Origin of the sequence: Pseudomonas sp. OF001 (assembly GCF_904426495.1) — a bacterium.
Lineage (GTDB): Bacteria > Pseudomonadota > Gammaproteobacteria > Pseudomonadales > Pseudomonadaceae > Geopseudomonas.
Window position 1 is genome coordinate 1 of record NZ_CAJGBM010000045.1, and the last position, 25,770, is coordinate 25,770.

Consider the following 25,770-nt stretch of genomic DNA (forward strand, 5'->3'; position numbering starts at 1 on the left):
GCCTTTCAATCTGTCAAGCGTTTTTCGAAAATTTTCTTTCCGAATCAACCGCTTGCGCTTCAGCGAAGAACTCGACCACCGAAGCGAGGGAGATGAATCATACAGCAACCAGAGCCACTGTCAACACTTCTAGATTTTCGGGAGTTGATCTTGCCCTTCACGGGCACCCTGTGGGCTACTGCCCGCATCACGGACGCACCTCGCCTGCCATCAGCAGTCGTTTCCGCATCATCCAGAGGTTCGACAGGGCAAACAGAGTGACCAGTTGGGCCGTGTTCTTCGCCAACCCACGGAAACGCACCTTGGTGTAGCCGAACTGGCACTTGATCACCCGGAACGGATGCTCAACCTTGGCGCGCGTCTGGGCCTTGGTCTTCTCGATCTGGCGAATCACGCGCCCGAGCAGGCTGCGCTTGCCGAGCGACTTGTAGGTACTGCGGCGAGCGGCAACCGACCAGATGACTTCACGGCCTTCATGCTCGGCACGCTTTTCGACGCCGGTATAACCGGCGTCAGCGCAGACATACGACTCTTCACCGTGCAGCAGTTTGTCGAGCTGAGTGACATCCGCCACGTTGGCTGCCGTGCCGATCACGCTGTGTACCAGCCCCGAGTCGTCGTCGACGCCGATGTGTGCCTTCATGCCGAAGTAGTACTGGTTGCCCTTCTTGGCCTGGTGCATCTCCGGATCACGCTTGCCATCCTTGTTCTTGGTCGAGCTGGGCGCATGGATGATGGTCGCGTCGACGATGCTGCCCTGGCGCAACAGCAGACCGCGCTCGCCCAGGTAGCCATTGATGACTTCCAGGATCTGGCTGGCCAGTTCGTGCCGCTCCAGCAGACGGCGGAAGTTGAGGACGGTGGTTTCGTCCGGAATCCGATCCAGGTGCAGTCCAGCGAAGTGGCGCAGGATCGTCACCTCGTAGAGGGCTTCCTCCATCGCCGGATCGCTGTAGCCGAACCAGTTCTGCATGAGGTGCACACGCAGCATGGCAGCCAGCGGATAGGCCGGACGCCCACCTTCGCCTCTCGGGTAGTACGGCTCGATCAGCGCCGTCAGCGCCTGCCAGGGCACGACCTGATCCATCTCGATCAGGAAGCGCTCACGGCGGGTCTGTTTGCGCTTGCCGGCGTACTCGGCATCGGCGAAAGACAGCTGCTTCATGCAAGGGAACTCCAGAGGGGCTGGCGGGCCATTTCACCAGATCGGGAAGTGTTTTTCAGACCTTCCCTAGACGCCTAACAAAAAACAGACACCAATTGGTGCATAACACCCCGAACGGGACTGATGGATAAAACTCCGCCAGAGAAACGGAAAACCGCTCTGAGACGCAGCTTTGACAAGAGTGATGGTGGTGAAGGTAGGTTATGCACCATGGCGCCAAGTCCCTTTGTGTGCGCTGATGACAGGTGCCGAGAGTAGCGCGGGGCGCAAGTGCAACACAACCTGAGGAAGTCCCCGCCCATGGCCACGGACGGGGACGAGAGAGAAAGCGCCCTACCCCACCCGCACCTGCGGATTGACCCTGTGCCGCGGCGTGCCGCCGAGCAGCGCGCGCTCCAGGTTGTCCAGCGCCAGCTCGGCCATCGCCTGGCGCGTCTCGTGGGTGGCCGAACCCACGTGCGGCAGGGTCACCACGTTGGACAGGGCGAACAGCGGCGACTCGCGCAGCGGCTCCTTCTCGTAGACGTCGAGGCCTGCGGCGCGGATCTGGCCGTTCTGCAGCGCCTCGATCAGCGCTGCCTCGTCGACCACCGGGCCGCGGGCGACGTTGACCAGGATGGCGCCCGGCTTCATCAGCGCCAGCTCGCGGCGGCCGATCAGCTGGCGGGTCGCGGCGCTGAGCGGCACCACCAGCACCACGAAGTCGGCCTCGCCGAGCAGCTCGTCGAAGCCGCAGTAGCGCGCGCCCAGTTCCTGCTCCAGTTGCGGCTTGCGGCTGTTGCCGCTGTACAGCACCTCCATGTTGAAGCCGAAGCGGCCGCGGCGGGCGATGGCCGCGCCGATGTTGCCGAGGCCGAGGATGCCCAGGGTCTTGCCGTGCACGTCGCTGCCGAACTGCGCCGGGCCGACCGGGGCCTGCCAGTGGCCGGCCTTGACCCAGGCGTCCAGCTCCGGAACCCGCCGCGCGGCGGACATCAGCAGGGTGAAGCCGAGGTCGGCGGTGGTCTCGGTGAGCACGTCCGGGGTGTTGGTGAGCAGGATGCCGCGCTCGTTCAGATAGGCGAGGTCGTAGTTGTCGTAGCCCACCGAGATGGTCGAGACGACCTCCAGCTGGCCGGCGCGTTCTAGCTGGGCGCGGCCGAACGGCCGGCCGACGCCGAGCAGGCCGTGGGCCTCGGGCAGCGCCGCGGCGTACTGGGCTTCGATGTCGCCGGCCGGGTCGAGCAGGGTGACGTTGAAGTTGTGCCGCAAGCGTTCCTGGTGTTCGGGGCTGAGGCGGCTGAAGACGAAGACGTTCTTGCTCATGGCGTTCCTGCGCGGCTGATCCGGGGAAACAAGGCAGCAAGGATTGCCCGGATACGGCGGCCGGTCCAGCCCCGCCGCATCCGGGAGCGCCGGAGCGGTCCTGCGCAGTGCGGTGGCCTGCCGGCGCCGCCCTGCGCCGGTTTCGGTTCCGGGCTGGACTCAGCCGGCCTTCTTCAGGCCCAGCTTGTCGGCGTCGGTCAGCGGGCTGCGCGCCTCGGGGCTGGGCTTGATGGCGCGGCTGGTTTCGCCGCTGACCGACACCGGGATCTCGCCGTGTACGGTGGTGCGGCGCACCACGCGGCGGGCGTTGCCGTAGTCGTCGACGGCGATATGCTGGGTGACGCGGTTGTCCCATACCGCCAGGTCGCCCTTGCTCCAGCGCCAGCGCACGATGTTCTCCAGCTTGACGATGTGCGCCTGGAACAGCTCGAGCAGCGTGCGCGAGTCGCGCGAGCTGAGGCCGACGATCTTCTGCGCGAAGTGGCCGAGCAGCAGCGCCTTCTCGCCGGTTTCCGGATGCACGCGCACCAGCGGGTGCTCGGTCTCGTAGTAGACCGAGGTGAAGTCCTCGCGGAAGCGCAGGTGCTGCTCGACCCCGGCCAGCTCCTTGGGCGAGGCATAGTCGTAGACGTTGGTGTGGCGGGCCCACAGGCTGTCGGCCAGCTGCTTGAGCGGCGCCGGCAGCTCGTCGTAGGCGGTCACCGCATTGGCGAACACGGTGTCGCCGCCGAACTCGGGGACCACCTCGCCGCGCAGCAGGGTGATCTTCGGATAGTCGGCGAGGAAGGTGATGTCGGCGTGCCAGGAGTTGGCGCGAGAGCGCTCGGAGTCCACCTCGAGGATGCCAGCGGTGTTGGCCGCGGTATGTGCGGTGGGGTGCACCGAAAGGTCGCCGAAGCGGCGGCCGAAGGCTTCCTGCTCCGCGTCGCTGAGGTGCTGCTCGGGGAAGAACAGCGCCTTGTGCTTGAGCAGCGCCTGGTAGAGCTCGGCGAACTGCGCGTCGCTGAGGTCGGTGACGCGCACGCCCTTGACGGTGGCGCCGATGCGGCCGGTGATGGGTTGGATGCTGAGGCTCATGTCGGTTCTCCCTGGCGGTGATGCCCGCCGATCTCGTTGGCAAAGCAAAGGTTGTCTGTCAGGTTTCAGCTGGCGGCGCGCTGCTGGCGCTGCCGGACGTACTGGTTTTCCGGCCGGGCCAGGCCGAAGTGCTCGCGCAGGGTGGTGCCGGCGTACTCGGTGCGGAACAGCCCGCGGCGGCGCAGCTCCGGCACCACCAGCTCGATGAAGTCCTCGAGGCCGCCCGGCAGCCACGGCGGCATGACGTTGAAGCCGTCGGCGGCGCCGTTCTCGAACCACAGCTGGATCTGGTCGGCGACCTGTTCGGCGGTGCCGACCACCGTCCAGTGGCCGCGGGCGCCGGCGATGCGCAGGTACAGCTCGCGGATGCTCAGGTTGTCGCGCGCGGCCAGATCGAGCAGCAGCGCCTGGCGGCTCTTGCCGCCGTTGGTTTCCGGCAGGTCCTGCGGCACCGGGCCATCGAGGTCGTAGCCGGACAGGTCGGCGCCGATCATTCCCGAGAGCAGCGACAGGCCGACCTGCGGGTGGATCAGCTCCTGCAGCTGCCGGTACTTGGCCTCGGCCTCTTCCTCGGTATGGCCGACGATGGCGAGGATGCCGGGGAGGATCTTCAGCTCCTGCGGGCTCCGGCCGTACCTGGCCAGGCGGCCCTTGACGTCGGCATAGAAGGCCTGCGCGCTTTCCAGGCTCTGGTGGGCGGTGAAGATCGCCTCGGCGGTGCGCGCGGCGATCTCCTTGCCGGCCTCGGAGGAACCGGCCTGCACCAGCACCGGGTAGCCCTGCGGCGAGCGCGCCACGTTGAGCGGCCCCTTGACCCGGAAGTGCTTGCCCCGGTGATCGAGCACGTGCAGCCTGGCCGGATCGAAGAACTGGCCGCTGGCCTTGTCGCGGACGAAGGCGTCGTCCTCCCAGCTGTCCCACAGGCCCTTGACCACGTCGAGGAACTCGCCGGCGCGCTCGTAGCGCAGGGCATGCTCGAGGTGCTCGTCGCGGTTGAAGTTCTGCGCCTCGGCCAGGGTGTTGGAAGTCACCTGGTTCCAGCCGGCACGGCCATTGGAGATCCAGTCCAGCGAGGCGAACTTGCGCGCCAGGTGGTAGGGCTCGTTGAAGCTGGTGCTGACCGTGCCGATCAGGCCGATGCGCTCGGTCACCGCGGCCAGCGCCGACAGCAGGGTGAAGGGTTCGAGGAAGGAGGCCCGCGCATTGCGCGATGCCGCCTCCAGGCTGCCGCTGCCGAAATTGGCCGCCACGCCGTCGGCGACGAACACGGCATCGAACTTGGCGGCTTCGGCCAGTCGGGCGACCCGCAGGTACTCCCGGAAGTCCACCTCGGCGCCGGCCGGCACGTCCGGGTGACGCCAGGCGGCGATGTGATGGCCGGTGGCCATCAGGAAGGCATTCAGACTCAATTGACGCTGGCTCATGGGGCTCCCTGTCGGTCGAGAAGGTTCGGATCGCCGCCCGTTGCGGCGCTGACAGGGTGATTGCAGCAAGCGTGCCAATTGCATGAAGCCCGCATATTCAGCGCTTTTAGCGGCCTCTTGCCGTGCAACTGTTGGATTTTGCGCAGCAAAGGCCGCGTTCTGCCGATTTTTCGCCAGCAGTACGGGCAACAGCTCACATTCAAAATCTGGAATATAGAAAGTAAATTTGATTATTTTTAAATATAAGCATGTGCCGCTACAGTCCTGCCGGATCGAGAACCCGTAGCAAGCGAGGCCGCCATGAACGCACCCGTCCTGACTCTGGCTCCCCATGAGAACAGCCGCGAGGAAATCCGGGCCAAGGCGCTGCTGTTCGCCGACATCCGCTCCCAGCAACTGCTGGAACAGGCCGAGCTGGTCGCCGCCAGCCCCGTGCCCGTGCTGATCCACGGCGAAACCGGCACCGGCAAGGAACTGCTGGCCCGTCACCTGCACAAGCGCAGCGGCCGCAAGGGGCCGTTCGTGGCGGTGAACGGCGCGGCGATCAACGAAAGCCTGGCCGAGAGCGAATTCTTCGGCCACGAGGCCGGCGCCTTCACCGGCGCCAACGGCCGCCGCGAGGGCTGGTTCGAGGCCGCCCAGGGCGGCACCCTGTTCCTCGACGAGATCGGCGACCTGCCGCTGGCGCTGCAGGTCAAGCTGCTGCGCGTGCTGCAGGAGCGCGAGGTGGTGCGCGTCGGCGGACGCAAGCCGATCCCCATCGACGTGCGCATCGTCACCGCCACCCACGTCGACCTGCAGTCGGCGATCAGCGCCGGGCGCTTCCGCGAGGATCTCTACTACCGGCTGAACATCGTCACCCTGCGCATTCCGCCGCTGCGCGACCGGCCCGGCGACATCCTGCCGCTGGCCCGGCACTTCCTCGGCCAGTTCGCCCGCGAGCACGCCCGCCCGCTGCCCGAGCTGAACGCCGACGCCGTGCAGCGCCTGCTGGCGCACAGCTGGCCCGGCAACATCCGCGAGCTGGAGAACACCCTGCTGTCCGCCGCCCTGCTGGCCGGCGGGCCGCTGATCGAGGGACGCCATCTGCAGTTCAGCCGTCGGGCTGCGTCTGCCCCGGCTCCGACCACGACCGCTGGTGCGCCGGCTAACAATGCGAGCGCTCCGACCGACCCGCTCTGGCAGGGCATCCGCCAGCAGCTGCAGGAGCTGCTCGACCACGACCACCCGGAGCTGCTGGCGCGCTGGGAGGAACTGCTGGTCGAGACCACCCTCGCCCGCCACCACTTCAACCAGGTGCACAGCGCCGACCGCCTGGGCATCAGCCGCCACGCGCTGCGCACCCTGATGAAACGCTACGACCTGCTGCCACCACCGGCCGGCGCGCGCTACGGCAACGCCGGCTGAGGTCCGTTGCAGGGCGGCTCTCCGCCCGCCCGCGCTGGCGGGCGGGCTTCTGCGTGCTATCTGCTGCTGCGCCTGCTGCTGGCCTCGGGGCCGGTGCCCAGCCTGTCCAACCTGGCGGCGTCCGGAGCGCGGCGCTGCGGACTTTCCAACAGTTCGCTGCCGGCGCTGCGCAATTCGCCACAGCCTCGCCGAGCGCCGCGCCGCACGGCGCACCGTCGCCCGACCGGCGCCCCCTGCTCGCCAGCGGCAGAGCGCGCCAAACGGCCGCTTGCCGGCCTGTTATGTCGTTATGGCATTTTAATTTAATGATTTGAAAGACTTTGGCATAACACCTGCAACCACCCTTCCTGTACCCGCCGCGTCACCATCCGGCGCTCCGGCAAGCCCCCTTCGACGGAAACAGGAAGTCCCCCATGAAACGCAAACTGCTACTCCCCCTCGTCGCCGCCCTCGGCGCCAGCTGGTTCGGCGCCGCGCTCGCCGCCGAGCAACCCCAGGTGATCCGCTTCGGCCTGGCCACCGTCGGCAAGGGCGGCATTCCCTTCGCCTCCTCCAGCGTGACCAGCCTGGCCCACCAGCGCCAGGCCATCGAGAAGGAACTGGAAGCCGACGGCATCAAGGTCGAGTGGACCTACTTCAAGGGCGCCGGCCCCGCGGTCAACGAGGCGCTGGCCAACAAGCAACTCGATTTCGCCTGGCAGGGCGACCTGCCGGCGGTGATCGGCAAGGCCGGCGGCCTCAACACCAGACTGATCGCCGCCGACGGCCTGCTCGCCTCCAACTACCTGGTGGTGCCGGCCGATTCTCCGGCCAGGAGCCTGGACGATCTCAAGGGCAAGAAGGTGGCGCAGTTCAAGGGCACCAACCTGCAGCTGGCCACCGCGCGCACCCTCAAGCGCGAAGGCCTGCAGGACCGCGACTTCCGCACCATCAACATGGACTTCCCCACCGCCGCCGCGGCGCTGGCCTCCAAGGACATCGACGGCGCCTGGCTGTCCTCCACCGCCTTCGAGCTGCAGAAGAACGGCGTCGGCCGGATCATCTACGACACCCGCGCGGTGGACGCCCGCCTGACCCGCCAGACCCACGTGCTGGTCGACGGTGACTTCGAGCAAAAGCATCCCGAGATCGTGCAGAAGGTGGTCAACGGCCTGGTGAAGACCGCCGCCTGGGTGTCGGCACCGGAAAACGAGGACGCGGCGTTCGAGCTGTGGGCCAAGTCCGGCACTCCGGTCGACTCGCTGCGCGCCGAGCAGGGCGACCTCACCCTGGCGCGCCGCTACTCGCCGCGTCTCGACGAGTTCTTCGTCGACCGCTACCGCGCCACCGTCGCCGAATCCAAGGAGCTGGGTCTGCTGCGCGGCGACGTCAACGTGGCCGGCTGGGTCGAGCCCAGGTACGTCGAAACCGCCATCGAGCAGTTGGGCCTGCAGAAGCTGTGGCCGGAGTACGACGCTGCCAACCAGCCGCTGAGCCAGTGAGCCACGCATGACCACGACCACCGCCGGACTGGCGCACGGGCGCACCCTGGCCAGCTTCATCCTTCTGGCCACCCTGGCCGGCATCGGCGTCGGCCTTGCCAAGGTGACCACTGCGCTGTACGCCATCAGCCTGCAGGCCTCGCCACTGCAGCTGGGGCTGATCGCCGGGGCGCAGACCGCCGGCCTGCTGCTCACCAGCCTGCCGTGCGGCGTGCTGGTCGAGCGGCTCGGGCCGCTGCGCCTGTTCGTGCTCGGCAGCCTGCTGGCCGGCGCCGTCTACCAGCTGGTGCCGCTGGTGCCGCACCCGCTGTACCTGCTGGCGCTGACCCTGCTGGTGGGGCTGTGCATGCCATGCCGCTTCGTGTCGCTGAACACCGTGTTCATGCAGCAGCTGGCGCAGATGGGCGAGGCCCGCGCCGGCTGGTTCCGCGGCTCGCAGATGATCGGCCTGCTGCTGGTCGGCCCGACCCTGGCGGCGCTGCTGGTCGACTGGCGCGGCGCGGCCGGCAGCTGGAGCCTGATCGGCCTGGCCTTCGTGCTGCCGGCGCTGCTGGCGCCACTGGTGCTGCGCTTCTATCCAGCGCAGCGGCGCAGCGCCGAGCGCCTGAGCCTGGCCGCGCTCGGCCGGCAGTTCGGCCTGCTGCGCGGAGATGCCCAGCTGCGCGGCAACTGCCTGCTGGATTTCTGCGTGCAGGCGGCGGCGATGTTCTTCGCCTTCTTCATCGTCGCCATCACCGTGCAGGACTACGGCTGGTCGGCGCAGCAGGCCGCCGCCCTGCTCAGCGGCCACGGCCTGGCGTTCATCCTCGCGCTGTTCCTGCTCGGCCGGGTGTTCGGCGAGCGCAGCCGCAACGGTTTCGTCGCCAGCCTGCTGCTGTGCAGCGCCGCCCTGGCGACCCTCGGCCTCGGCCAGAGCGCGCCGCTGCTGTGGGCAGGCTCCCTGCTGCTCGGTGCCAGCCTGGGCATGCTGCAGGTGGCCACCCTGTCCAGCTACGCGCGCAGCGGCCTGCGCCTCGGCCACGGCCGGGTCGCCGGGCTGGCCGCGCTGGTCGGGCCGGCCGGCAGCATGAGCGGCTGCCTTCTCGGCGGCCTGCTCGGCGCCCGCTTCGGCCTGCAACCGCTGTTCCTGCTGTTCATCCTGCCGTTCGCCGCCTTCCTGCTGCGCCAGTTGCGCCGCCCGCTACCCGATCTTTCCGCCCGGAGGACTTCCCCATGAGCATGACCCGAGTCGCGGGAGCCCCGCGTTCGCTTCCCCACTGGCACTGGCCCGAGCTGGCCCGCCCGCTGAACTGGCTGGGCGTCAAGGCCAGTGCCCTGCTGCTGCCGGCCGCCCTGCTGCTGCTCTGGCACACCGCGGTGGCCCGCGACTGGGTGTCGGCGCAGATCCTGCCGCCGCCGGCGCTGGTGCTGCAGACCTTCCTCGACCTGCTGCGCAGCGGCGATCTGTGGTTCGAGCTGTCGATCAGCCTGCAGCGGGTGCTGATCGGCTCGCTGCTCGGCGGCCTGGTCGGCCTCGCCCTCGGCCTGTTGATGGGCCTGTCACGCCAGGTCGAGGCCTACCTGTGGCCGCTGTTCCAGGCCATCGCCCAGGTGCCGGTGCTCGGCTGGATTCCGCTGTTGATGATGCTGGTCGGCATCGACGAGGGGCTCAAGTACCTGGTGATCGCCAAGGCGGTACTGGTGCCGATGACCATCAACACCTTCGCCGGTATCCGCAACATCCCGCACAGCTACCTGGAAGTGGCGCAGGTGTATCGCTTCAACCTGGCGCAGCGCCTGCGCCGGGTGATTCTGCCGGCGGCGCTGCCGAGCATCTTCACCGGCGTGCGCTTCGCCCTGACCAAGGGCTGGATCGCCCTGGTCACCGTCGAGCTGCTCGCCTCCAGCGAGGGCATCGGCTACCTGATGGTCGACGGCCGGCAGATGTTCCAGCTCGACCTGGTGATCGTGGCGATGCTGGTGATCGGCCTGGTCGGCCTGCTGCTGGACAAGAGCCTGGCGCTGATCGAAACCCGCCTGCAGCGCTGGCAGCGCCAGGCGTTCTGAGGAGCACGACAACATGATCGACCTTGCGAAACGCTTTCCCCTGCTACAGCGCCGGCCCGATCTGCGCGGCTGGGTGGTGCCGGTCGGCCTGGTGCTGCTGTGGTGGCTGGCCACCGCGCTGCAGTGGGTGGACACCAAGCTGGTCGCCAGCCCGCCGGCGGTGCTCGACGCCTTCTGGCAGGCTGCGCGCGGCGGCGAGCTGTGGCACAACCTCGCCGCCAGCCTGCAGCGCAACCTCGCCGGCTTCGTGCTCGGCGGCCTGATCGGCCTGGCCTTCGGCAGCCTGCTCGGCCTGTCGCGGCTGGCCGAGCGACTGGTCGGCCCGACCTTCCACGCCGCCAAGCAGATCGCCCTGTTCGCCTGGATCCCGCTGCTATCGGCCTGGTTCGGCTTCGGCGAGCCGGCCAAGGTGGCGTTCATCGCCCTGGCGGTGTTCTACCCGGTGGCGCTGAACAGCTTCGAGGGCATCCGCGCCACCCGCGTAGAGCTGTACGAGGTGGCCCGCGTGCTCGGCCTGTCGCGCGCCCAGCGGCTGTTCAAGCTGGTGCTGCCCTCCGCCGCGCCGGCGATCTTCACCGGCCTGCACCTGGGGCTGATCTACGCCTGGCTGGCGACCATCGGCGCCGAATACTTCTTCTCTGCCGGCCCCGGCATCGGCAACACCATGATCGACGGCCGCGAGCATTTCGAGATGGACCAGGTGCTCTACGGCCTGGTGGTGGTCGGCGCCGTCGGCCTGCTGCTCAACCGCCTGGCCGCCTGGATCGAAACCCGCAGCCTGGCCTGGCGCGTGCGCCCCCATTGATTGAAGGAAGCAACCCATGAGCAAGACCGATTTCCTGACCCTCGACGGGGTCGACAAGCGCTTCGCGGTCAAGGACGGCGAACTCAGCGTGCTGGAGAACATAAGCCTGAACATCCGCCAGGGCGAGTTCATCAGCATCGTCGGCGGCAGCGGCTGCGGCAAATCCACCCTGCTGCGCCTGTTGGTCGGCCTCGAGGAAGCCAGCGCCGGCCGCCTGCTGCTCGACGGCGTGCCGATCCGCGGCACCGATCCCGAGCGCGGCATCGTGTTCCAGGACCACCGCCTGTACCCCTGGCTGAGCGTGGAGGACAACGTGCTGCTGGCACTGGCCAACTCGCCGCTGAGCCAGGCCGAGCGGTTGGACACCGTGCATCGGCACCTCGAGCTGGTCGGCCTGCAGAACTTCACCCGCGCCTATCCCGCGCAGCTGTCCGGCGGCATGAGCCAGCGCGTGGCGATCGCCCGCGGCCTGGTCAACCGGCCGAAGATCCTCCTGCTCGACGAACCCTTCGGCGCCCTCGACGCCCTCACCCGCGCCCAGCTGCAGGAAGAGCTGGCGCGCATCTGGCTGGCCGAGGGCATCACCACCGTGCTGGTCACCCACGACGTCGACGAGGCGGTGCTGCTCGGCGACCGGGTGGTGGTGATGGAGCCGCGGCCGGGGCGGATCAAGCGCATCGTCGAGGTCGACGTGGCGCACCCGCGCCGCCGCGAGGACTACCGCCTGGCCGAGCTGCGCAACGACATCCTGCAGGACTTCAGCCAGCACCAGGCCGCGCCGCTGCTGCACCCGCAGCACGAACAGCGCGCCTTCCGCAGCTACGCCATGGCCTGGTAGCGCGCGGTCGAGGCGGCACCGTTCGCGCGCCCGCAGGCCTCTTTCACCCTGAACCAAGCGCCGCCGGCAGGTCCGGCGGCGCCTTTTCACGCCCAGATTTTTATATTCAAAATAGACATTAAATTCAAATTAATAATTCTTTTTGGAATTACAAAAGTTCGCTTAGCCTAGCTCTCGCCGACAACAACGTCGCTTCATCAGTCGGCCAGTGACAGCCCATTCGACCACGAAACGCCCGCACGGCCGCCTCATCCAGCATTCGATCATCTGGAGCATCGAGCAATGAACAAGTCCACTCTGGCCCTGGCCATTGTGGCGGGCATCGTGGGTCTGCCGTCCGTGCAGCAGGCGTCCGCCGCAGGTTTCATCGAAGACAGCAAGGCCAGCCTCGGCCTGCGCAACTTCTACTTCAACCAGGATATCCGCGACGCCAATGCGCCGTCGGTCAAGGAGTGGGGCCAGGGCTTCGTTCTCAACTACACCTCCGGCTATACCCAGGGCACCGTGGGCGTCGGTGTGGACGCACTCGGCCTGCTCGGCGTCAAGCTCGACTCCGGCGGCCGCTTCGGCAAGGCCGGCATCGAGCGCAGCCCCAGCCAACTGTTCCCGCTGGAAAGCAACGGCAAGGCGGCGGACGAGTTCAGCCATCTCGGCCTGACCGGCAAGCTGCGCGTGTCCAAGACCGAGGCGCGCCTCGGCACCCTGCTGCCCAAGCTGCCGGTGGTGGTCTACAACGACGGCCGCCTGCTGCCGCAGACCTACGAGGGCGGCCAGATCACCTCCAACGAAATCGACAACCTGACCCTGATCGGCGGCCAGCTGGAGCACACCAAGCTGCGCGCCTCCAGCGACCGCGAGAGCCTGAGCGCCGCCGGCCCCAACAAGCCGAACACCAACAAGTTCTACTACGGCGGCGCCGACTACCGCATCGGCAAGAACCTGCTGCTGCAGTACTACTACGGCAACCTCGAGGACTACTACGAGCAGCATTTCCTCGGCCTGACCCATACCCTGGCCCTGCCCTTGGGCAGCCTGGTCAGCGACCTGCGCTATTTCGACAGCAGCTCCGACGGCAAGAACGCCAGCGCCGCCGGGCGCGCCGAGGGCTGGTCGGTGGGCGGCGACCTCGGCCGGCCGGCCGGCGACCCGCACAAGGGCGAGATCGACAGCCAGCTGTCGAGCGCCCAGTTCACCTGGAAGGTCGGCGGCCACGCCTTGGGCCTCGGCTATCAGCACAACGGCGGCGACAGCATCCTCGGCCTGCTCAACCAGGGCGCCGGGGTCAGCGGCTACACCATCGCCGAGCGGCAGATCGGCGGCTTCCGCGCGCCGGGCGCCGACGTGTGGATCGCCTCCTATGCCTACGACTTCGCCGCCCTCGGCGTACCTGGCCTGACCGCCAAGGCGATCTACAACAAGGGCGTCAACTACGACGTGGCCAACAGCTCCGGCGATGTCGGCGAATGGGAGCGCGACCTGCGTCTCGACTATGTGGTGCAGAGCGGCGCACTCAAGGGCCTCGGCTTTGCCTGGCTGAACGCTTCGCTGCGCAGCGACCTCGCCAGCCAGCGCGACGTCGACGAGAACCGCCTGATCGTCAGCTACAGCCTGCCGCTGCTGTAAGCCCGCTCGGCAGCGACAGCGCCCTGCTGCCACCGACAAAGCCCGGCGGGATTCTCCGTCGGGCTTTTGCCGCTCCGCCGCTTCAGGCGACTGCAGGCCAGCATGGAAGAAGCAAGCAGTCGCTTCATCGGGCAACCCCTGGGGGCAGGACAAAGAAAAGCGGGACTATAGGAAAGCCCGCTTATTCCATAAAAGAACATTTTGTTTCTTGACTAGTTCCTGGATGCATAAGCAAGTCCGGGCCTGACGGCCAGCCTGATATTTCCAAAAAGAATTAGAAAATAGAAATTTATTCTTTTTAATCCTGAAAAATCCTGCGCATAGTGACCTCCACCCAAGGACATCCCCTTCTGAGGAGCAGAACCATGAGCATCCGCCTCGGCGACATCGCCCCCGACTTCGAACAGGAATCCAGCGTCGGCCGCATCCGTTTCCACGAGTGGCTCGGCGACAGCTGGGGCATCCTGTTCTCCCACCCGGCCGACTTCACCCCGGTGTGCACCACCGAGCTGGGCTTCACCGCCAAGCTGAAGGACGAGTTCGCCAAGCGCGGCATCAAGGCCATCGCCCTGTCGGTCGACCCGGTGGACTCGCACCTCAAGTGGATCGAGGACATCGAGGAGACCCAGGACACCCAGGTCAACTTCCCGATCCTGGCCGACGCCGACCGCAAGGTCTCCGACCTCTACGACCTGATCCACCCGAACGCCAACGACACCCTGACCGTGCGCTCGCTGTTCATCATCGACCCGGCCAAGAAGGTACGCCTGATCATCACCTACCCGGCCAGCACCGGGCGCAACTTCCACGAGATCCTGCGGGTGATCGACTCGCTGCAGTTGACCGACCACCACAAGGTCGCCACCCCGGCCAACTGGCAGGACGGCGACGAGGTGGTGATCGTGCCCTCGCTCAAGGACGAGGCGGAGATCCAGCAGCGCTTCCCCAAAGGCTACCGCGCGGTGAAGCCCTACCTGCGCCTGACCCCGCAGCCGAACCGCTGAGTTTCGACACCCAGGTTTCAACCCTCAAGCCACGCATGGGGTTCGGGGCCTGCCAGGCAGAACAGGCCCATTTTTTATTCACACGAGAAGGAAACAGCGATGCTGGTCGTATCCCTTTCCGGCAGTCCCTCGCAGCAGTCGCGCTCCGCCGGCCTGCTGGAGTGGTCGCGCCGCTGGCTGAGCGCGCGCGGCGTCGAGGTGGTCAGCTTCGACGTGCGCGACTTCGCCGCCGAGGACCTCCTCTACGGGCGCTTCGACAGCCCGCAGGTGGTCGAACTGGCCGAGCGCGTGCGCGCCGCCGATGGCCTGCTGGTCGCCACGCCGGTGTACAAGGCCGCCTATTCCGGCGCGCTGAAGACCCTGCTCGACCTGCTGCCCGAGCGCGCCCTGGCCCATCAGGTGGTGCTGCCGCTGGCCACCGCCGGCAGCCCGGCGCACCTGCTGGCGCTGGACTACGCGCTCAAGCCCGTGCTGGCCGCACTGAAGGCCGAAGAAGTGCTGCAGGGCGTGTTCGCCGACGATCGCCAGACTCGCTACGAAGAGGGCCGCGTGGTCCTCAGCGAGGAGCTGGAGCAACGGCTGGCAAGCGCACTGGAGCAGTTCTACCAGGCACTGGTACGCCGTCCGCGCCATCTGCAGCCGGGGCAGCTCGAACAGCAGCTGCTCGGCGCCCGCTGGAGCGTCTGAACCACCGCTTCCCCTCCGGGCGAGCGCTCCCGCGCAGCCCCTCTCTTTTCCGCCCCGCCCATACGGGAAGGGGGCAGTAAAAGTCCTCACTCGTCCGTCAACGGACCGGCAGGCACCCACCACTACCGACTTGCATACAAGGAGAGCGCCATGCGCACCCCCTACCTGCGTCGCGGACTGGTCGCCCTGCTGGCTGCAGCGATCTCCTCCGCCGCCCTCGCCGCCGATGATGCCGACAACACCCTGCGCATCGGCTACCAGAAATACGGCACCCTGGTGCTGCTCAAGGCCAAGGGCAGCCTGGAACAGCGCCTCGCCGCCCAGGGCGTCAAGGTGCAGTGGACCGAGTTCCCCGGCGGCCCGCAGCTGCTGGAAGGCCTCAACGTCGGCTCGATCGACTTCGGCGTGACCGGCGAGACCCCGCCGGTGTTCGCCCAGGCCGCCGGCGCCGACCTGCGCTACGTCGCCTACGAGCCGCCGGCACCCACCGGCGAGGCGATCCTGGTGCCCAAGGATTCGCCGATCAGGAACGTGGCCGAGCTGAAGGGCAAGAAGGTCGCCCTCAACAAGGGCTCCAACGTGCACTACCTGCTGGTGCGCGCCCTGGAGGATGCCGGCCTGTCGATCACCGACATCACCCCGGTATACCTGCCGCCGGCCGACGCCCGCGCCGCCTTCGAGCGCGGCAGCGTCGATGCCTGGGTGATCTGGGATCCGTTCCAGGCCGCCGCCGAGCAGCAACTGGCGGCGCGCACCCTGCGCGACGGCTCCGGGCTGGTCGACAACCACCAGTTCTACCTGGCCAGCGGCAGCTACGCCCAGCAGCACCCGCAGGTGGTCGGCGCGCTGATCGAGGAAATCCGCGCCATCGGCGAGGAAGCCAAGGCCGATCCGGCCAGGGTCACCGCCCAGGTCGCCCCGCTGATCGGCCTGCCGGCCGAGATCACCCACAAGGCCGTCGCCCGCCAGGGCTACGGCGCCCAGCCGCTGACTCCGGCAGTGGTGGAAGCCCAGCAGAAGATCGCCGACACCTTCGCCGACCTCAAGCTGATTCCCAGGCGCCTGAGCATCAAGGACGTGGTCTGGACGCCGCCAGCCAAGGTCGCCCAGCAGTAAGCCCGCAGGCGGGCGCTGCGCGTCCGCCTGAACTCCTTTCCCGAATCATCGCGCGCATGAGCCAAGCCCCCACGCGCGCCCGCATGAAGGATTATTGCGATGAGTCTGAACATCTTCTGGTTTCTCCCCACCCACGGCGACGGCCACTACCTGGGCACCGCCGAGGGCGCCCGCGCCGTCGACCACGGCTACCTGACCCAGGTGGCGCAGGCCGCCGACCGCCTCGGCTTCGGCGGCGTGCTGATCCCCACCGGGCGCTCCTGCGAGGACTCCTGGCTGGTCGCCGCCTCGCTGATCCCGGCCACCCAGCGCCTGAAGTTCCTGGTCGCCCTGCGTCCGGGGATCATCTCGCCGACCGTGGCCGCGCGCCAGGCGGCGACCCTCGACCGCCTGTCCAATGGCCGCGCGCTGTTCAACCTGGTCACCGGCGGCGATCCGGACGAGCTGGCCGGAGACGGCTTGCACCTCTCCCACGCCGAGCGCTACGAGGCCGCCGACGAATTCACCCGCGTGTGGAAGCGCGTGCTGAGCGGCGAGACCGTCGACCTCGACGGCAAGCACATCCAGATCAAGGGCGCCAAGCTGCTCTACCCGCCGATCCAGCAGCCCCATCCACCGCTGTACTTCGGCGGCTCCTCGGAGGCCGCCCACGAGCTGGCCGCCGAGCAGGTCGACCTGTACCTGACCTGGGGCGAGCCGCTGCAGGCGGTGGCCGAGAAGATCGCCGACGTGCGTGCGCGCGCCGCCAGGCACGGTCGTAGCGTGAAGTTCGGCATCCGCCTGCACGTGATCGTGCGCGAGAGCAACGAAGAGGCCTGGGCCGCCGCCGAGCGGCTGATCAGCCACCTGGACGACGACACCATCGCCAAGGCGCAGGCCTCGCTGGCGCGCTTCGACTCGGTCGGCCAGCAGCGCATGGCCGCCCTGCACGGCGGCAAGCGCGACCAGCTGGAAGTGGCGCCGAACCTGTGGGCCGGCGTCGGCCTGGTGCGCGGCGGCGCCGGCACCGCGCTGGTCGGCGACGGCCCGACCGTGGCGGCGCGGGTCAAGGAGTACGCGGATCTCGGCATCGACACCTTCGTGTTCTCCGGCTATCCGCACCTGGAGGAATCCTACCGGGTCGCCGAGCTGCTGTTCCCGCACCTGGATATCGCCCAGCCGCAGCGTCCCGAGAGCCGCGGCTACGTCAGCCCGTTCGGCGAGATGATCTCCAGCGACATCCTGCCCAAGGCGGCGGCCAGCTAAGGCGTTGATCGTGCCCACGCTCCAGCGTGGGCACGCAGCCCCGAGCACTGGACGCTGAGCGTCCACGCCGCGGGTTCCCACGCCGGAGCGTGGGAACCATCGTGAAACACTGCAACGACGACTTGCCACCGCAAGAGTGACTGAACGATGAGTACGACACCTATCCAACGGCTGGCCCTGCGCCTGGCGCCCTGGGCGCTGCCGGTCCTGCTGCTCGGCGTCTGGCAGTTGGCCGCCAGCAGCGGCTGGCTGTCCAGCCGCATCCTGCCGGCGCCCAGCGCCGTGGCCGTCGCCGGCTGGGCGCTGCTGAGCAGCGGCGAGCTGTGGCAGCACCTGGCGATCAGCGGCTGGCGCGCCGGCATCGGCTTCGTCATCGGCGGCAGCCTGGGCCTGGCGCTCGGCTTCGTCACCGGCCTGTCGCAATGGGGCGAACGCCTGCTCGACAGCTCGGTGCAGATGATCCGCAACGTGCCGCACCTGGCGCTGATCCCGCTGGTGATCCTGTGGTTCGGCATCGACGAGAGCGCGAAGATCTTCCTGGTCGCCCTCGGCACCCTGTTCCCCATCTACCTCAACACCTACCACGGCATCCGCAGCGTCGACGCCGGCCTGGTGGAGATGGCGCGCAGCTACGGCCTGGCAGGCTTCGCCCTGTTCCGCCAGGTGATCCTGCCCGGCGCCCTGCCGTCGATCCTGGTCGGCGTGCGCTTCGCCCTCGGCTTCATGTGGCTGACCCTGATCGTGGCGGAAACCATCTCGGCCAACGCCGGCATCGGCTACCTGGCGATGAACGCCCGCGAGTTCCTGCAGACCGACGTGGTGGTGCTGGCGATCCTGCTCTACGCGGTGCTCGGCAAGTTGGCCGATGTCGCCGCCCGCGGCCTCGAACGCGCCTGGCTGCGCTGGCACCCGGCCTACCAGCAAGGAGGTGCCCGATGAGCACCCAAGATCTGAAGCGCGGCCTCCCGCTGCACCTGCACGGCGTGACCAAGGCCTTCGGCGAGCGCACGGTGCTGCACGGCATCGACCTGCACATCCCCGCCGGCCAGTTCGTCGCCGTGGTCGGCCGCAGCGGCTGCGGCAAGAGCACCCTGCTGCGCCTGCTGGCCGGACTGGACCATGCCACTTCCGGCGAACTGCAGGCCGGCAACGCGCCGCTGGCCGCGGCCCGCGAGGACATCCGCCTGATGTTCCAGGACTCGCGCCTGCTGCCGTGGAAGCGGGTGATCGACAACGTCGGCCTCGGCCTGTCCGGCGACTGGAAAAGCCAGGCGCTGCAAGCACTGGCAGCGGTCGGCCTTGGCGAGCGCGCCCACGACTGGCCGGCGGCGCTGTCCGGCGGGCAGAAGCAGCGCGTGGCGCTGGCCCGCGCGCTGATCCACCGCCCGCGCCTGCTGCTGCTCGACGAGCCGCTCGGCGCGCTGGACGCACTGACCCGCATCGAGATGCAGCAGCTGATCGAGCGCCTGTGGCAGCAGCACGGCTTCACCGTGCTGCTGGTCACCCACGACGTCAACGAGGCGGTGGCGGTGGCCGACCGGGTGATCCTCATCGAGGACGGCCACATCGGCCTCGATCTGCCGATCCCGCTGGCCCGCCCGCGCCCGCGCGCCTCGGCGGCACTGGCCGCGCTGGAAGCCCAGGTGCTCGAGCGCGTGCTGGCCCTGCCGGCGCAGGCAGAAACCGCCGAACCCGTATCGCCATTGCCCACGCAACTGCGCTGGGCCCTTTGACCAACCATTCCCAGTCCAAAACCGCCAGCCTTACCCATACCCCTGAAGGAGCAAGACCATGACCATCAAAGCCATCAACGTGCGCAACCAGTTCAAGGGCACCATCAAGGAGATCGTCCTGGGCGACGTGCTCTCCGAAATCGACGTGCAGACCGCCGCCGGCATCGTCACTTCGGTGATCACCACCCGCTCGGTCAAGGAGCTGGAACTGGCCGTCGGCAGCGAAGTGATCGCCTTCGTCAAATCCACCGAGGTGTCCATCGCCAAGCTGTGATCCGCCGAGCGGAACGGGGCGACGCGGCGGGAGCGCCCTCTCCCGCTCGCATCCGGCCACCTCCGCTGGCGCCCGAGCATAGTGCAACGCCCGCTGGAGACTGCGGGCGTTCTCTTTCCAGGCAGGCAACCGCCCGGCAGGCACACCTGGCTTAAGTCCCGATTAAGCCCATTCCCGCAGCCCTTCAGCCTGGATTCAGCCTGGTTCCGTACTGTAGCCACATCGAATCCGCAGGAGCCTGCCCCCATGAACAAGAAGCTCATCTCGCTGGCCCTGGCCGGCGCCACCGCCGCACCGCTGCTGGTCCAGGCACAGACCCAGTCCCTGACGCTGGACGTCACCCTCAAGGAATACCGCGGCAAGGGCGCCTACCTGGCCATCTACCTGACCGATGCCGACGGCCAGTACCAGAAGACCCTGTGGGTCGCCGGCAAGAAGGCCAAGTACTACCGCCACCTGCGCGACTGGACCCGCGGTGGCGGCGCGCAGAGCGCCGAGTACGACGGCCTGACCGGCGCCAGCGTCGGCAGTGGCGACAACCTGACGGTCGAGGTCGAACTGGAGCAGGCCCTGCTCGATGCCGGCTACGAGATCCGCGTCGACAGCGCGGTCGAGGACAAGCGCGACAACCGCGCCGAGGTCCGCCTGCCGCTGACCCGCGAGCCGGGCGAAGCCAGCGGCAGCGGCTACGTCGACCGTCTCAGCTACAGTTTCTGACCCCCACGAGGCCACCATGAATCGTCGCCTGCACCTGCTGACCAGCCTCCTGCTCAGCGCCCTGCTGCTGGTTTCCGCCGCCACCGGGCTGGTGCTGTCGGGCGCCAGCCTGAGCGAACAGTTCGGCCAGCTGGACGCCCCCGGCGACAGCGTGGCCGTCGTCGCCGAGCGCGTCAGCCAGCACCTGCCCAACGTCGAGCGCCTGGAGCGCAGCGCCAACGGCACCCTGCTCGCCACCCTCGGCGGCGATGTCGAGGAGCCGGTCCACGTGGTCGACCCGGCGACCGGCGAAGACCTCGGCCCCTACGTCCCGTCGGCCACCCTCGAGTGGCTGCGCGACCTGCACCGCGAGCTGCTGCTCGGCTCCACCGGCCGCTGGCTGAGCGGCCTGGCGGCGCTGGCCCTGGCGCTGCTGGCGATCAGCGGCGCGATCCTGCTGGCCCGCCGCCTCGGTGGCTGGCGCCGCCTGCTGACGCCGATACGCGCCGGCCAGGGCATGCTGCACTGGCACACGGTGATCGCCCGCTGGACTCTGCCGGGGCTGGCCGTGCTCGCCCTCAGCGGCCTGTACCTGTCGGCGACCAGCCTGGGCCTGCTCGGCGACGGCTCCGACAACGAGCCGGCCTGGCCGGAAGGCATCCAGGCCGCCCCGCACCTGCCGCTGGGCAGCCTCGCGGCGCTGCGCCAGGTGGAGCTGCCCCAGCTGCGCGAGCTGGAATTCCCCAGCGCCACGGACGACATCCACTACCTCGGCGTGCGTACCGCCAGCGGCAGCGGTTTCGTCAACGCCGCCAGCGGCCAGTGGATCAGCTTCCAGCGCAACGGCGCGGCGCAGAACCTCTTTGAGACCGCCTACGCCCTGCACACCGGCGAGGGCATGCCGCTGTGGTCCATGGCCCTCGCCGGCCTGGCGCTGTCCACCCTGTTCCTCGGCGGCAGCGGCCTGCTCGGCTGGTGGCAGCGGCGCGGCCGCGCCGGCGTACAGGACCAGGGCGTACCGGCCGAACAGGCCAAGGCGGTGATCCTGGTCGGCAGCCAGGGCGGCTCGACCTGGACCTACGCCCGCCAGCTGCAGGCGCAACTCGAGGCTGCCGGCTGGCCGGTGCACGTCGCCGCCATGAACGCCGTGCAGGACGATTACCCGCAGGCACGCTGCCTGCTGCTGCTCGCTGCCACCTACGGCGACGGCCAGGCGCCGGACAGCGCCGCACAGTTCCTCGGCCGCCTGGCCGAAGTCCGCTGGCCCGCCCGCGGCCTGCCGGTGGCGGTGGTCGGCTTCGGCGATCGCCAGTTCCCGCGCTTCTGCGCCTATGCCGAAGCAGTCGAGCAGGCCCTGCTGCAACGCGGTTGCCAGCCGCTGCTGCCACTGCAGCGCGTCGACCGCCAGGCCAGCGGCGAGCTGAACGCCTGGGCCGGGCAGCTCGGCGAATGTCTCGGCACTCCGCTGCGCCTGCAATCGGCGCTGCTGCCGACCAGCGCGGTGCGCCTGACCCTGCAGGAGCGCCAGTGCTACAGCGAGCGCGGCGGCCAGCCGGCCGCGGTGCTGCGCTTCGCCGTGGCCCCCGGCAGCACCAGCTTCGCCCCCGGCGACCTGCTGGCCATCCGTCCGCTCGATGCCGCGGCGGTCGATACCGCGCAGGCCGACGCTTCGCAGAAAGACACTGCGCCGCGCCTGTACTCCATCGCCAGCGCCGCTGACGACGGTTTCGTCGAGATCTGCGTGCGCCGCCATCCGCAGGGGCTGTGCTCCAGCTACCTGCACGGCCTGCAGCCGGGCGCAGAGCTGGCGGCGAGCATCCAGCCGCATCCGGGCTTCCGTCCGCAGGCCGGCGAGCATCCGGTGCTGCTGATCGGCGCCGGCGTGGGTGTGGCGCCGCTGATCGGCTTCGTGCGCAGGAATGAGTCCCGCCGCCCCATCCAGCTCTACTGGGGCGGACGCCACGCCAGCGACCAGCTGTATGGCGAGGAGCTCCGGCAGTGCCTGGCGGACGGCCGCCTGCAGCGCCTGCAGCGGGCCTTCTCCGAGGGGCCGACGCCGGCCTACGTGCAGGACCGCCTGCGCGAGGATGGCGCCAGTATCCGCGCACTGCTGCAACAGGGCGCCCAGGTGCTGGTCTGCGGCTCGCGGGAGATGGCCGCCGGCGTGCGCGCCGTTCTGGAAACCCTGCTGGCCGAGATGGGCAGCAACCTCGATCAACTCAAGGCACAGGGGCGCTTCCGTGAAGACGTTTACTGATTGCGAACCGCTGGTGCGCTACAGCCTCAGCGGGCCGACCATGGGCAGCCGCTTCACCGCGGTGTTCTTCGCCGCCGCCGGGCTCGACACCCGGCCCATCCAGGCCGAGCTGCAGGCGGCGGTGGACCGGGTCGATGCGCAGATGTCGACCTGGAAGCCGGACTCCACCCTGATGCAACTGAACCGCACACCGCTCGGCGAGTGGTTCGAGCTGCCGGACGAGCTGTACCAGGTGCTGCTCGCCGGCCTGCACGTCGGCAGCCTGTCGCACGGCGCCTTCGACATCGCCCTCGGCGCGCAGGTCAGCGCCTGGGGCTTCGGCCCGGCGCCGGCAGGCGCAAGCGCAACGCCGCGCTGCACGGCCGCCACGGCGCTGACCCTCGACACCGAGCGGCGCGCCGTGCGCAAGGAGGCCGAGGTCAGCCTCGACCTCAACGGCATCGCCAAGGGCTTCGGCGTCGACGAACTGGCCCGCTGCCTGGAACGCCACGGCATCCAGCGCTATCTGGTGGGCATCGACGGCGAGCTGCGCGCCCGCGGCGAGAAGCCCGACGGCGCCTGGCGCGTCGCCCTGGAGAAGCCCGAGTACGGCCGCCGCGAGGTGTTCGCCAGCCTGGAACTGGCCGACACGGCCATCGCCACCTCCGGCGACTACCGCCACTGGCGCGAGCGCGACGGCCAGCGCTATTCGCACACCCTCGACCCGCGCAGCGGGACGCCGCTGCACAACGGCATCGCCTCGGTCACCGTGCTGGCCGGCAGCTGCCTGTACGCCGACGCCTGGGCCACGGCGCTGATGGTGCTGGGCGTCGAGCGCGGCGCCCGGCTGGCCCGCGAGCAGGGCCTGGGCGCGGTGTTCCTGGTGCGCGAGGGAGAGCACATCCGCGAGGTCACGGTGGGAATCTGACTTCAGATCCGCGCCAGCAGGGTGCGCGCCTTGCCGATGGCGACCTGCGCCCGCTCCAGGGGGCCGACGCCCTGCTCGCAGAGCTGGCGGGTGCGGATTTCCAGGCCCGGCGGCAGCTCGAAAGGATGCTCGATTGACGAACACCGCTCCTGGCGAGCCAACCCGGCAGGCGCAGGTTGATGGCTGCCCCGGACCTCCCGCGCCGCGCCCTATACTGGCCATATGCTGCGCACCCGGGGCCCGTCGACGCCCCTCGGGGAGCAGCGCCGTCCTGAGCCATCGGTCATGCCTGATGCACCTTGTCCGCCCGCTTTGCGCGGCCTTGAGCCTGCTGCTCGCCGCCGGTTGTGCAAGCCTTCCCTGGTCGAGGCCTGGGGCGGATCCGCAGTCGAGCAGCGGCAAGCCTGCGGCCATATCGCTCGGCGAGCCGATCCTTCTCGCCGGGCCGCGGTCGCGCCTGCTCAAGGCGGTGGTCGATGCGCAGCAGGCCGTTCATGTCCTGCTGTGGTCGCAGCCTGAAGATCGTCTGCGCCATCGCGTCGTCAGCGATGGGCAGCTGCGCGAAGCCGAACCTGTCCCTGCAGCATCCTCGTCGGCCGAACGGCTCGACGCCGTTGTCGACGCCGGCGGCGTGCTGCATGCGATCGTCGACAATCGCCTCTTCGCGCTCGGTGCTGCCGGCTGGGAGGAGCTGGAGAATCCCGGCTGCCGGCGGTTCGTCCGCGGCGGGCCGAATGTCGCCTGTCTCTTCGAACTCTCCGCGCCCGATCCGCGCAACAGGAAACGCTGGGACTGGTTCGGCTTCGGTGGTCTTGGCGCCGGGATCGTCTGGCCCTGGCCGAGCCTGGTCACCAAGTTCGGCATCGCCGAACACACGGCTTCCGGCTGGCTCGAGCGCGGCATCGTCGATCGGGCGAGCAACCTGAGTCTCGCCTACGCCGACGCCGTCGCCAGCAGGGATGGCGACATCGAGGTCGTCTATCGCCGGCGGCGCTTCATGTTGGCCGAGGACAGCCAGCTGCGCTACGAGCGCTTCAACGCGCCGGGCCACCCGGCGGCGCCCCTGCCGGCGCGGCGGATCGCCCCGCGGGGCGCCGGCGACGCCAGCTGGTCGCTGCTCGGAATCACGCTCGAGGAACTGGTTTCCCTCACCGCTACAACCGCCCCCGAACCCTTCTGGAGCAATCCGCGGATCGCTGCCGATCCTCGGGGCCGGGAAAGCCTGGTCCTCGCCTCGGACAACGCCGGCGGCATCTGGGTGCGCCGGATCGTCGGCGGCCTGCCCGAACCCGCGCGCCTGCTGCTCGACGGCAAAGGCCACCGCCGCCTCACGGGCGTGGCGACCCTGGAGAATGGCCGCGTGATCGTGCTGGTTGAAGAGACTCGCGTGGGCTGGTGGTCGCCCCCGCCGCAGCCGCTCGGGCTCATGGAGTACCGTGACGGACAGTGGTCAGCGCCCATCGCCGTCGGCGCGACCGCAACCCTCGACTCGAGCAGCCTGCTCGCCATCGGCAGCGACTCCGTCGGCGTGTTTGGCGTCGATCAGGAGGGGCGGCCCTGGCTGCGCCGGATCAGGCTGCTGGACTGATCCACACGCCGCTTCCAGGCCGAGCGCGGGTGGACGTCGGGAGGATGCTAGCTAGCCGGCGTCCCTGTCGGCAGCCCTGGCGCTCTCGCCTGCCGCCGGCCTGCCACGCCACCGCTGACGCAGCAGCGACCGGATGCCGTCCATGATCAGCACCAGGATCGCCAGCCAGATGGCGATGTAGGTCGGCCACTGCGACGGCGCGATGGACTCCCCCAGCAGCAGGGAGGCCAGGACCAGCAGGACCGGCTCGACATAGGAGAGCAGGCCGAACAGCGTCAGGTTGAGCCGCGGCGCCGAGAGTGCGGAAAGTGCCAGTGCCGAGGCGCTGAGGGCGCCCAGCCCGACGATCAGCAGGGGAAGATGGGCGGCGCCATCCGCGCCACTCAGCACCATCCCGCCCTTCCAGATGAAGAACAGGCTCAGCGGCAGGCTGAGGGTCATGTCGCACCACAGTCCCCCCAGGTTGTTGGTGCCAATGACTCGGCGCAGATAGAAATACAGTGGGTATCCCAGGCAGACCAGCAGGGTCGGCCACGAAACCCGGCCAACCACGGTGAACTCATTGATCACGCCGATTCCGGCCAGTCCGCAGGCCAGAAGCTGCAGCGGGGTTATCCGCTCGTGGAAGGCGAATCGCCCGACCATGGCGGCGGTGATGGGCAGCAGGAAGTAGCCGAGCGAGACGTCCAGGGCGTGGCCATTCAGCGGGGCCCACATGAACAGCCAGACCTGGATGCCCAGCAGGAAGGCGGACAGGAGGCGCTTGGCCCAGAACAGGCTTTCGTGGCGCAGCCTTCGCCCGATTGACCTCACTTCATCCCAGGCGTCTGTCGCCAGGAGCAGCAGCGTCAGGCACGGAACCGTGAGCAGCGTTCTCCAGCCATAGATTTCCTCGCCGCTCAACGGCGCCAGCAGCCCCGTGTAGGCATACATGACGGCGAACAGGATCGAGGACAGGACATTGAGCAGAATGCCGGCGGAGGTGTTGCCTGGACTGGGAGTATTCATGGGGGGGAGATCGATTCTGGAATGGCGCCAGGTCTGCCGGACGCCCCGCAAGGCATCTGGAAAATCTGGCAAGCAAAAGCGGAT

24 protein-coding genes are annotated in these 25,770 nt (G+C 68.7%); 18 read left to right on the top strand and 6 right to left on the bottom strand.

The genetic code is table 11. The annotated features are described in order from the left end of the window. Positions 1 to 187: 187 nt before the first annotated feature. The 4 genes from RA210_RS17760 to RA210_RS17775 form a co-directional block, all read right to left on the bottom strand. Positions 188 to 1,165 carry an IS5 family transposase gene (locus RA210_RS17760; protein WP_201487472.1) on the bottom strand — a complete coding sequence of 326 codons (978 nt, stop codon included), beginning with the start codon at positions 1,163 to 1,165 and terminating at the stop codon, positions 188 to 190. A gap of 333 nt (positions 1,166 to 1,498) precedes the next feature. Beyond that, positions 1,499 to 2,470 carry a 2-hydroxyacid dehydrogenase gene (locus tag RA210_RS17765; RefSeq protein ID WP_136489464.1) on the bottom strand — a complete coding sequence of 324 codons (972 nt, stop codon included), beginning with the start codon at positions 2,468 to 2,470 and terminating at the stop codon, positions 1,499 to 1,501. A 159-nt stretch (positions 2,471 to 2,629) separates the two neighbouring features. Continuing rightward, entirely contained in the window at positions 2,630 to 3,547 is a 918-nt protein-coding gene (locus RA210_RS17770) for a TauD/TfdA dioxygenase family protein (RefSeq protein ID WP_201487473.1), read from the bottom strand. Positions 3,548 to 3,612: 65 nt separating this feature from the next. Next, positions 3,613 to 4,971, bottom strand: a complete 1,359-nt coding sequence (locus RA210_RS17775; RefSeq protein ID WP_201487474.1) for an LLM class flavin-dependent oxidoreductase — start codon at positions 4,969 to 4,971, stop codon at positions 3,613 to 3,615. 300 nt (positions 4,972 to 5,271) lie between these two features. On the opposite strand from RA210_RS17775, the gene RA210_RS17780 reads away from it, so the two are divergent. The 17 genes from RA210_RS17780 to RA210_RS17860 all read left to right on the top strand — a co-directional run bounded on the left by RA210_RS17780 (position 5,272) and on the right by RA210_RS17860 (position 23,090). Then, positions 5,272 to 6,378 (top strand): sigma-54 interaction domain-containing protein, encoded by a 1,107-nt coding sequence (locus RA210_RS17780; protein WP_201487475.1) that lies wholly within the window; start codon positions 5,272 to 5,274, stop codon positions 6,376 to 6,378. Positions 6,379 to 6,791: 413 nt separating this feature from the next. Beyond that, positions 6,792 to 7,859, top strand: coding sequence for an ABC transporter substrate-binding protein (locus RA210_RS17785; RefSeq protein WP_201487476.1), 1,068 nt, complete (start codon positions 6,792 to 6,794; stop codon positions 7,857 to 7,859). Positions 7,860 to 7,866: 7 nt separating this feature from the next. Then, complete coding sequence (locus RA210_RS17790; RefSeq protein WP_201487477.1) at positions 7,867 to 9,075, top strand: MFS transporter; 1,209 nt, start codon at positions 7,867 to 7,869, stop codon at positions 9,073 to 9,075. After that, entirely contained in the window at positions 9,072 to 9,905 is an 834-nt protein-coding gene (locus RA210_RS17795; RefSeq protein WP_201487478.1) for an ABC transporter permease, read from the top strand. The genes RA210_RS17790 and RA210_RS17795 overlap by 4 nt, the downstream gene beginning before the upstream one ends. A 13-nt stretch (positions 9,906 to 9,918) precedes the next feature. Further along, positions 9,919 to 10,710, top strand: a complete 792-nt coding sequence (locus RA210_RS17800; protein ID WP_201487479.1) for an ABC transporter permease — start codon at positions 9,919 to 9,921, stop codon at positions 10,708 to 10,710. 16 nt (positions 10,711 to 10,726) lie between these two features. Further along, a complete protein-coding gene (locus RA210_RS17805; RefSeq protein ID WP_201487480.1) occupies positions 10,727 to 11,548 on the top strand; it encodes an ABC transporter ATP-binding protein in 822 nt (273 codons plus the stop codon). A 282-nt stretch (positions 11,549 to 11,830) separates the two neighbouring features. After that, positions 11,831 to 13,171, top strand: coding sequence for an OprD family porin (locus tag RA210_RS17810; RefSeq protein WP_201487481.1), 1,341 nt, complete (start codon positions 11,831 to 11,833; stop codon positions 13,169 to 13,171). 365 nt (positions 13,172 to 13,536) lie between these two features. Then, on the top strand, positions 13,537 to 14,175 hold the full coding sequence (locus RA210_RS17815; protein ID WP_136489474.1) for a peroxiredoxin: 639 nt from the start codon (positions 13,537 to 13,539) through the stop codon (positions 14,173 to 14,175). Between the two features lie 99 nt (positions 14,176 to 14,274). Beyond that, positions 14,275 to 14,862, top strand: a complete 588-nt coding sequence (ssuE, locus tag RA210_RS17820; RefSeq protein WP_201487482.1) for an NADPH-dependent FMN reductase — start codon at positions 14,275 to 14,277, stop codon at positions 14,860 to 14,862. 150 nt (positions 14,863 to 15,012) lie between these two features. Next, on the top strand, positions 15,013 to 15,978 hold the full coding sequence (locus RA210_RS17825; RefSeq protein ID WP_201487483.1) for a sulfonate ABC transporter substrate-binding protein: 966 nt from the start codon (positions 15,013 to 15,015) through the stop codon (positions 15,976 to 15,978). 99 nt (positions 15,979 to 16,077) lie between these two features. Next, positions 16,078 to 17,223 (top strand): FMNH2-dependent alkanesulfonate monooxygenase, encoded by a 1,146-nt coding sequence (gene ssuD, locus RA210_RS17830; protein ID WP_201487484.1) that lies wholly within the window; start codon positions 16,078 to 16,080, stop codon positions 17,221 to 17,223. A gap of 147 nt (positions 17,224 to 17,370) precedes the next feature. Further along, the gene (ssuC, locus tag RA210_RS17835; protein WP_201487485.1) at positions 17,371 to 18,162 is read left to right on the top strand and encodes an aliphatic sulfonate ABC transporter permease SsuC; all 792 of its coding nucleotides are present in this window, start codon (positions 17,371 to 17,373) and stop codon (positions 18,160 to 18,162) included. Further along, entirely contained in the window at positions 18,159 to 18,956 is a 798-nt protein-coding gene (ssuB, locus tag RA210_RS17840) for an aliphatic sulfonates ABC transporter ATP-binding protein (protein WP_201487486.1), read from the top strand. Before ssuC ends, ssuB begins: the two co-directional genes overlap by 4 nt. 58 nt (positions 18,957 to 19,014) lie before the next feature. Next, positions 19,015 to 19,230: a TOBE domain-containing protein gene (locus tag RA210_RS17845; RefSeq protein WP_090215127.1), complete on the top strand. Its 216-nt coding sequence runs from the start codon at positions 19,015 to 19,017 to the stop codon at positions 19,228 to 19,230. 246 nt (positions 19,231 to 19,476) lie between these two features. Continuing rightward, complete coding sequence (locus tag RA210_RS17850; RefSeq protein ID WP_201487487.1) at positions 19,477 to 19,947, top strand: DUF2271 domain-containing protein; 471 nt, start codon at positions 19,477 to 19,479, stop codon at positions 19,945 to 19,947. Between the two features lie 16 nt (positions 19,948 to 19,963). After that, positions 19,964 to 22,183, top strand: a complete 2,220-nt coding sequence (locus RA210_RS17855; protein ID WP_201487488.1) for a PepSY domain-containing protein — start codon at positions 19,964 to 19,966, stop codon at positions 22,181 to 22,183. Then, a complete protein-coding gene (locus RA210_RS17860) occupies positions 22,167 to 23,090 on the top strand; it encodes an FAD:protein FMN transferase (RefSeq protein WP_236574799.1) in 924 nt (307 codons plus the stop codon). The genes RA210_RS17855 and RA210_RS17860 overlap by 17 nt, the downstream gene beginning before the upstream one ends. Positions 23,091 to 23,092: 2 nt before the next feature. Here the strand turns inward: RA210_RS17860 and RA210_RS17865 are convergent, their stop codons facing one another. Continuing rightward, a complete protein-coding gene (locus tag RA210_RS17865) occupies positions 23,093 to 23,251 on the bottom strand; it encodes a hypothetical protein (protein WP_201487489.1) in 159 nt (52 codons plus the stop codon). A gap of 161 nt (positions 23,252 to 23,412) precedes the next feature. Here RA210_RS17865 and RA210_RS17870 point away from each other — a divergent pair, with 161 nt between their 5' ends. After that, positions 23,413 to 24,678, top strand: coding sequence for a hypothetical protein (locus RA210_RS17870; protein ID WP_201487490.1), 1,266 nt, complete (start codon positions 23,413 to 23,415; stop codon positions 24,676 to 24,678). Between the two features lie 51 nt (positions 24,679 to 24,729). Here the strand turns inward: RA210_RS17870 and rarD are convergent, their stop codons facing one another. After that, the gene (rarD, locus tag RA210_RS17875; RefSeq protein WP_201487491.1) at positions 24,730 to 25,686 is read right to left on the bottom strand and encodes an EamA family transporter RarD; all 957 of its coding nucleotides are present in this window, start codon (positions 25,684 to 25,686) and stop codon (positions 24,730 to 24,732) included. Between the last annotated feature and the right edge of the window lie 84 nt (positions 25,687 to 25,770).

Excerpts from the sequence above, each read along its gene's own strand:
- RA210_RS17790 (WP_201487477.1), top strand. The coding sequence starts at position 7,867 with ATGACCACGACCACCGCCGGACTGGCGCACGGGCGCACCCTGGCCAGC.
- ssuC (WP_201487485.1), top strand. The coding sequence starts at position 17,371 with ATGAGTACGACACCTATCCAACGGCTGGCCCTGCGCCTGGCGCCCTGG.
- RA210_RS17850 (WP_201487487.1), top strand. The coding sequence starts at position 19,477 with ATGAACAAGAAGCTCATCTCGCTGGCCCTGGCCGGCGCCACCGCCGCA.
- RA210_RS17810 (WP_201487481.1), top strand. The coding sequence starts at position 11,831 with ATGAACAAGTCCACTCTGGCCCTGGCCATTGTGGCGGGCATCGTGGGT.
- RA210_RS17855 (WP_201487488.1), top strand. The coding sequence starts at position 19,964 with ATGAATCGTCGCCTGCACCTGCTGACCAGCCTCCTGCTCAGCGCCCTG.
- rarD (WP_201487491.1), bottom strand. The coding sequence starts at position 25,686 with ATGAATACTCCCAGTCCAGGCAACACCTCCGCCGGCATTCTGCTCAAT.
- RA210_RS17805 (WP_201487480.1), top strand. The coding sequence starts at position 10,727 with ATGAGCAAGACCGATTTCCTGACCCTCGACGGGGTCGACAAGCGCTTC.
- RA210_RS17780 (WP_201487475.1), top strand. The coding sequence starts at position 5,272 with ATGAACGCACCCGTCCTGACTCTGGCTCCCCATGAGAACAGCCGCGAG.
- RA210_RS17770 (WP_201487473.1), bottom strand. The coding sequence starts at position 3,547 with ATGAGCCTCAGCATCCAACCCATCACCGGCCGCATCGGCGCCACCGTC.
- RA210_RS17760 (WP_201487472.1), bottom strand. The coding sequence starts at position 1,165 with ATGAAGCAGCTGTCTTTCGCCGATGCCGAGTACGCCGGCAAGCGCAAA.
- RA210_RS17765 (WP_136489464.1), bottom strand. The coding sequence starts at position 2,470 with ATGAGCAAGAACGTCTTCGTCTTCAGCCGCCTCAGCCCCGAACACCAG.
- ssuE (WP_201487482.1), top strand. The coding sequence starts at position 14,275 with ATGCTGGTCGTATCCCTTTCCGGCAGTCCCTCGCAGCAGTCGCGCTCC.
- ssuB (WP_201487486.1), top strand. The coding sequence starts at position 18,159 with ATGAGCACCCAAGATCTGAAGCGCGGCCTCCCGCTGCACCTGCACGGC.
- RA210_RS17845 (WP_090215127.1), top strand. The coding sequence starts at position 19,015 with ATGACCATCAAAGCCATCAACGTGCGCAACCAGTTCAAGGGCACCATC.
- RA210_RS17825 (WP_201487483.1), top strand. The coding sequence starts at position 15,013 with ATGCGCACCCCCTACCTGCGTCGCGGACTGGTCGCCCTGCTGGCTGCA.
- RA210_RS17815 (WP_136489474.1), top strand. The coding sequence starts at position 13,537 with ATGAGCATCCGCCTCGGCGACATCGCCCCCGACTTCGAACAGGAATCC.
- ssuD (WP_201487484.1), top strand. The coding sequence starts at position 16,078 with ATGAGTCTGAACATCTTCTGGTTTCTCCCCACCCACGGCGACGGCCAC.
- RA210_RS17785 (WP_201487476.1), top strand. The coding sequence starts at position 6,792 with ATGAAACGCAAACTGCTACTCCCCCTCGTCGCCGCCCTCGGCGCCAGC.
- RA210_RS17800 (WP_201487479.1), top strand. The coding sequence starts at position 9,919 with ATGATCGACCTTGCGAAACGCTTTCCCCTGCTACAGCGCCGGCCCGAT.
- RA210_RS17795 (WP_201487478.1), top strand. The coding sequence starts at position 9,072 with ATGAGCATGACCCGAGTCGCGGGAGCCCCGCGTTCGCTTCCCCACTGG.
- RA210_RS17775 (WP_201487474.1), bottom strand. The coding sequence starts at position 4,971 with ATGAGCCAGCGTCAATTGAGTCTGAATGCCTTCCTGATGGCCACCGGC.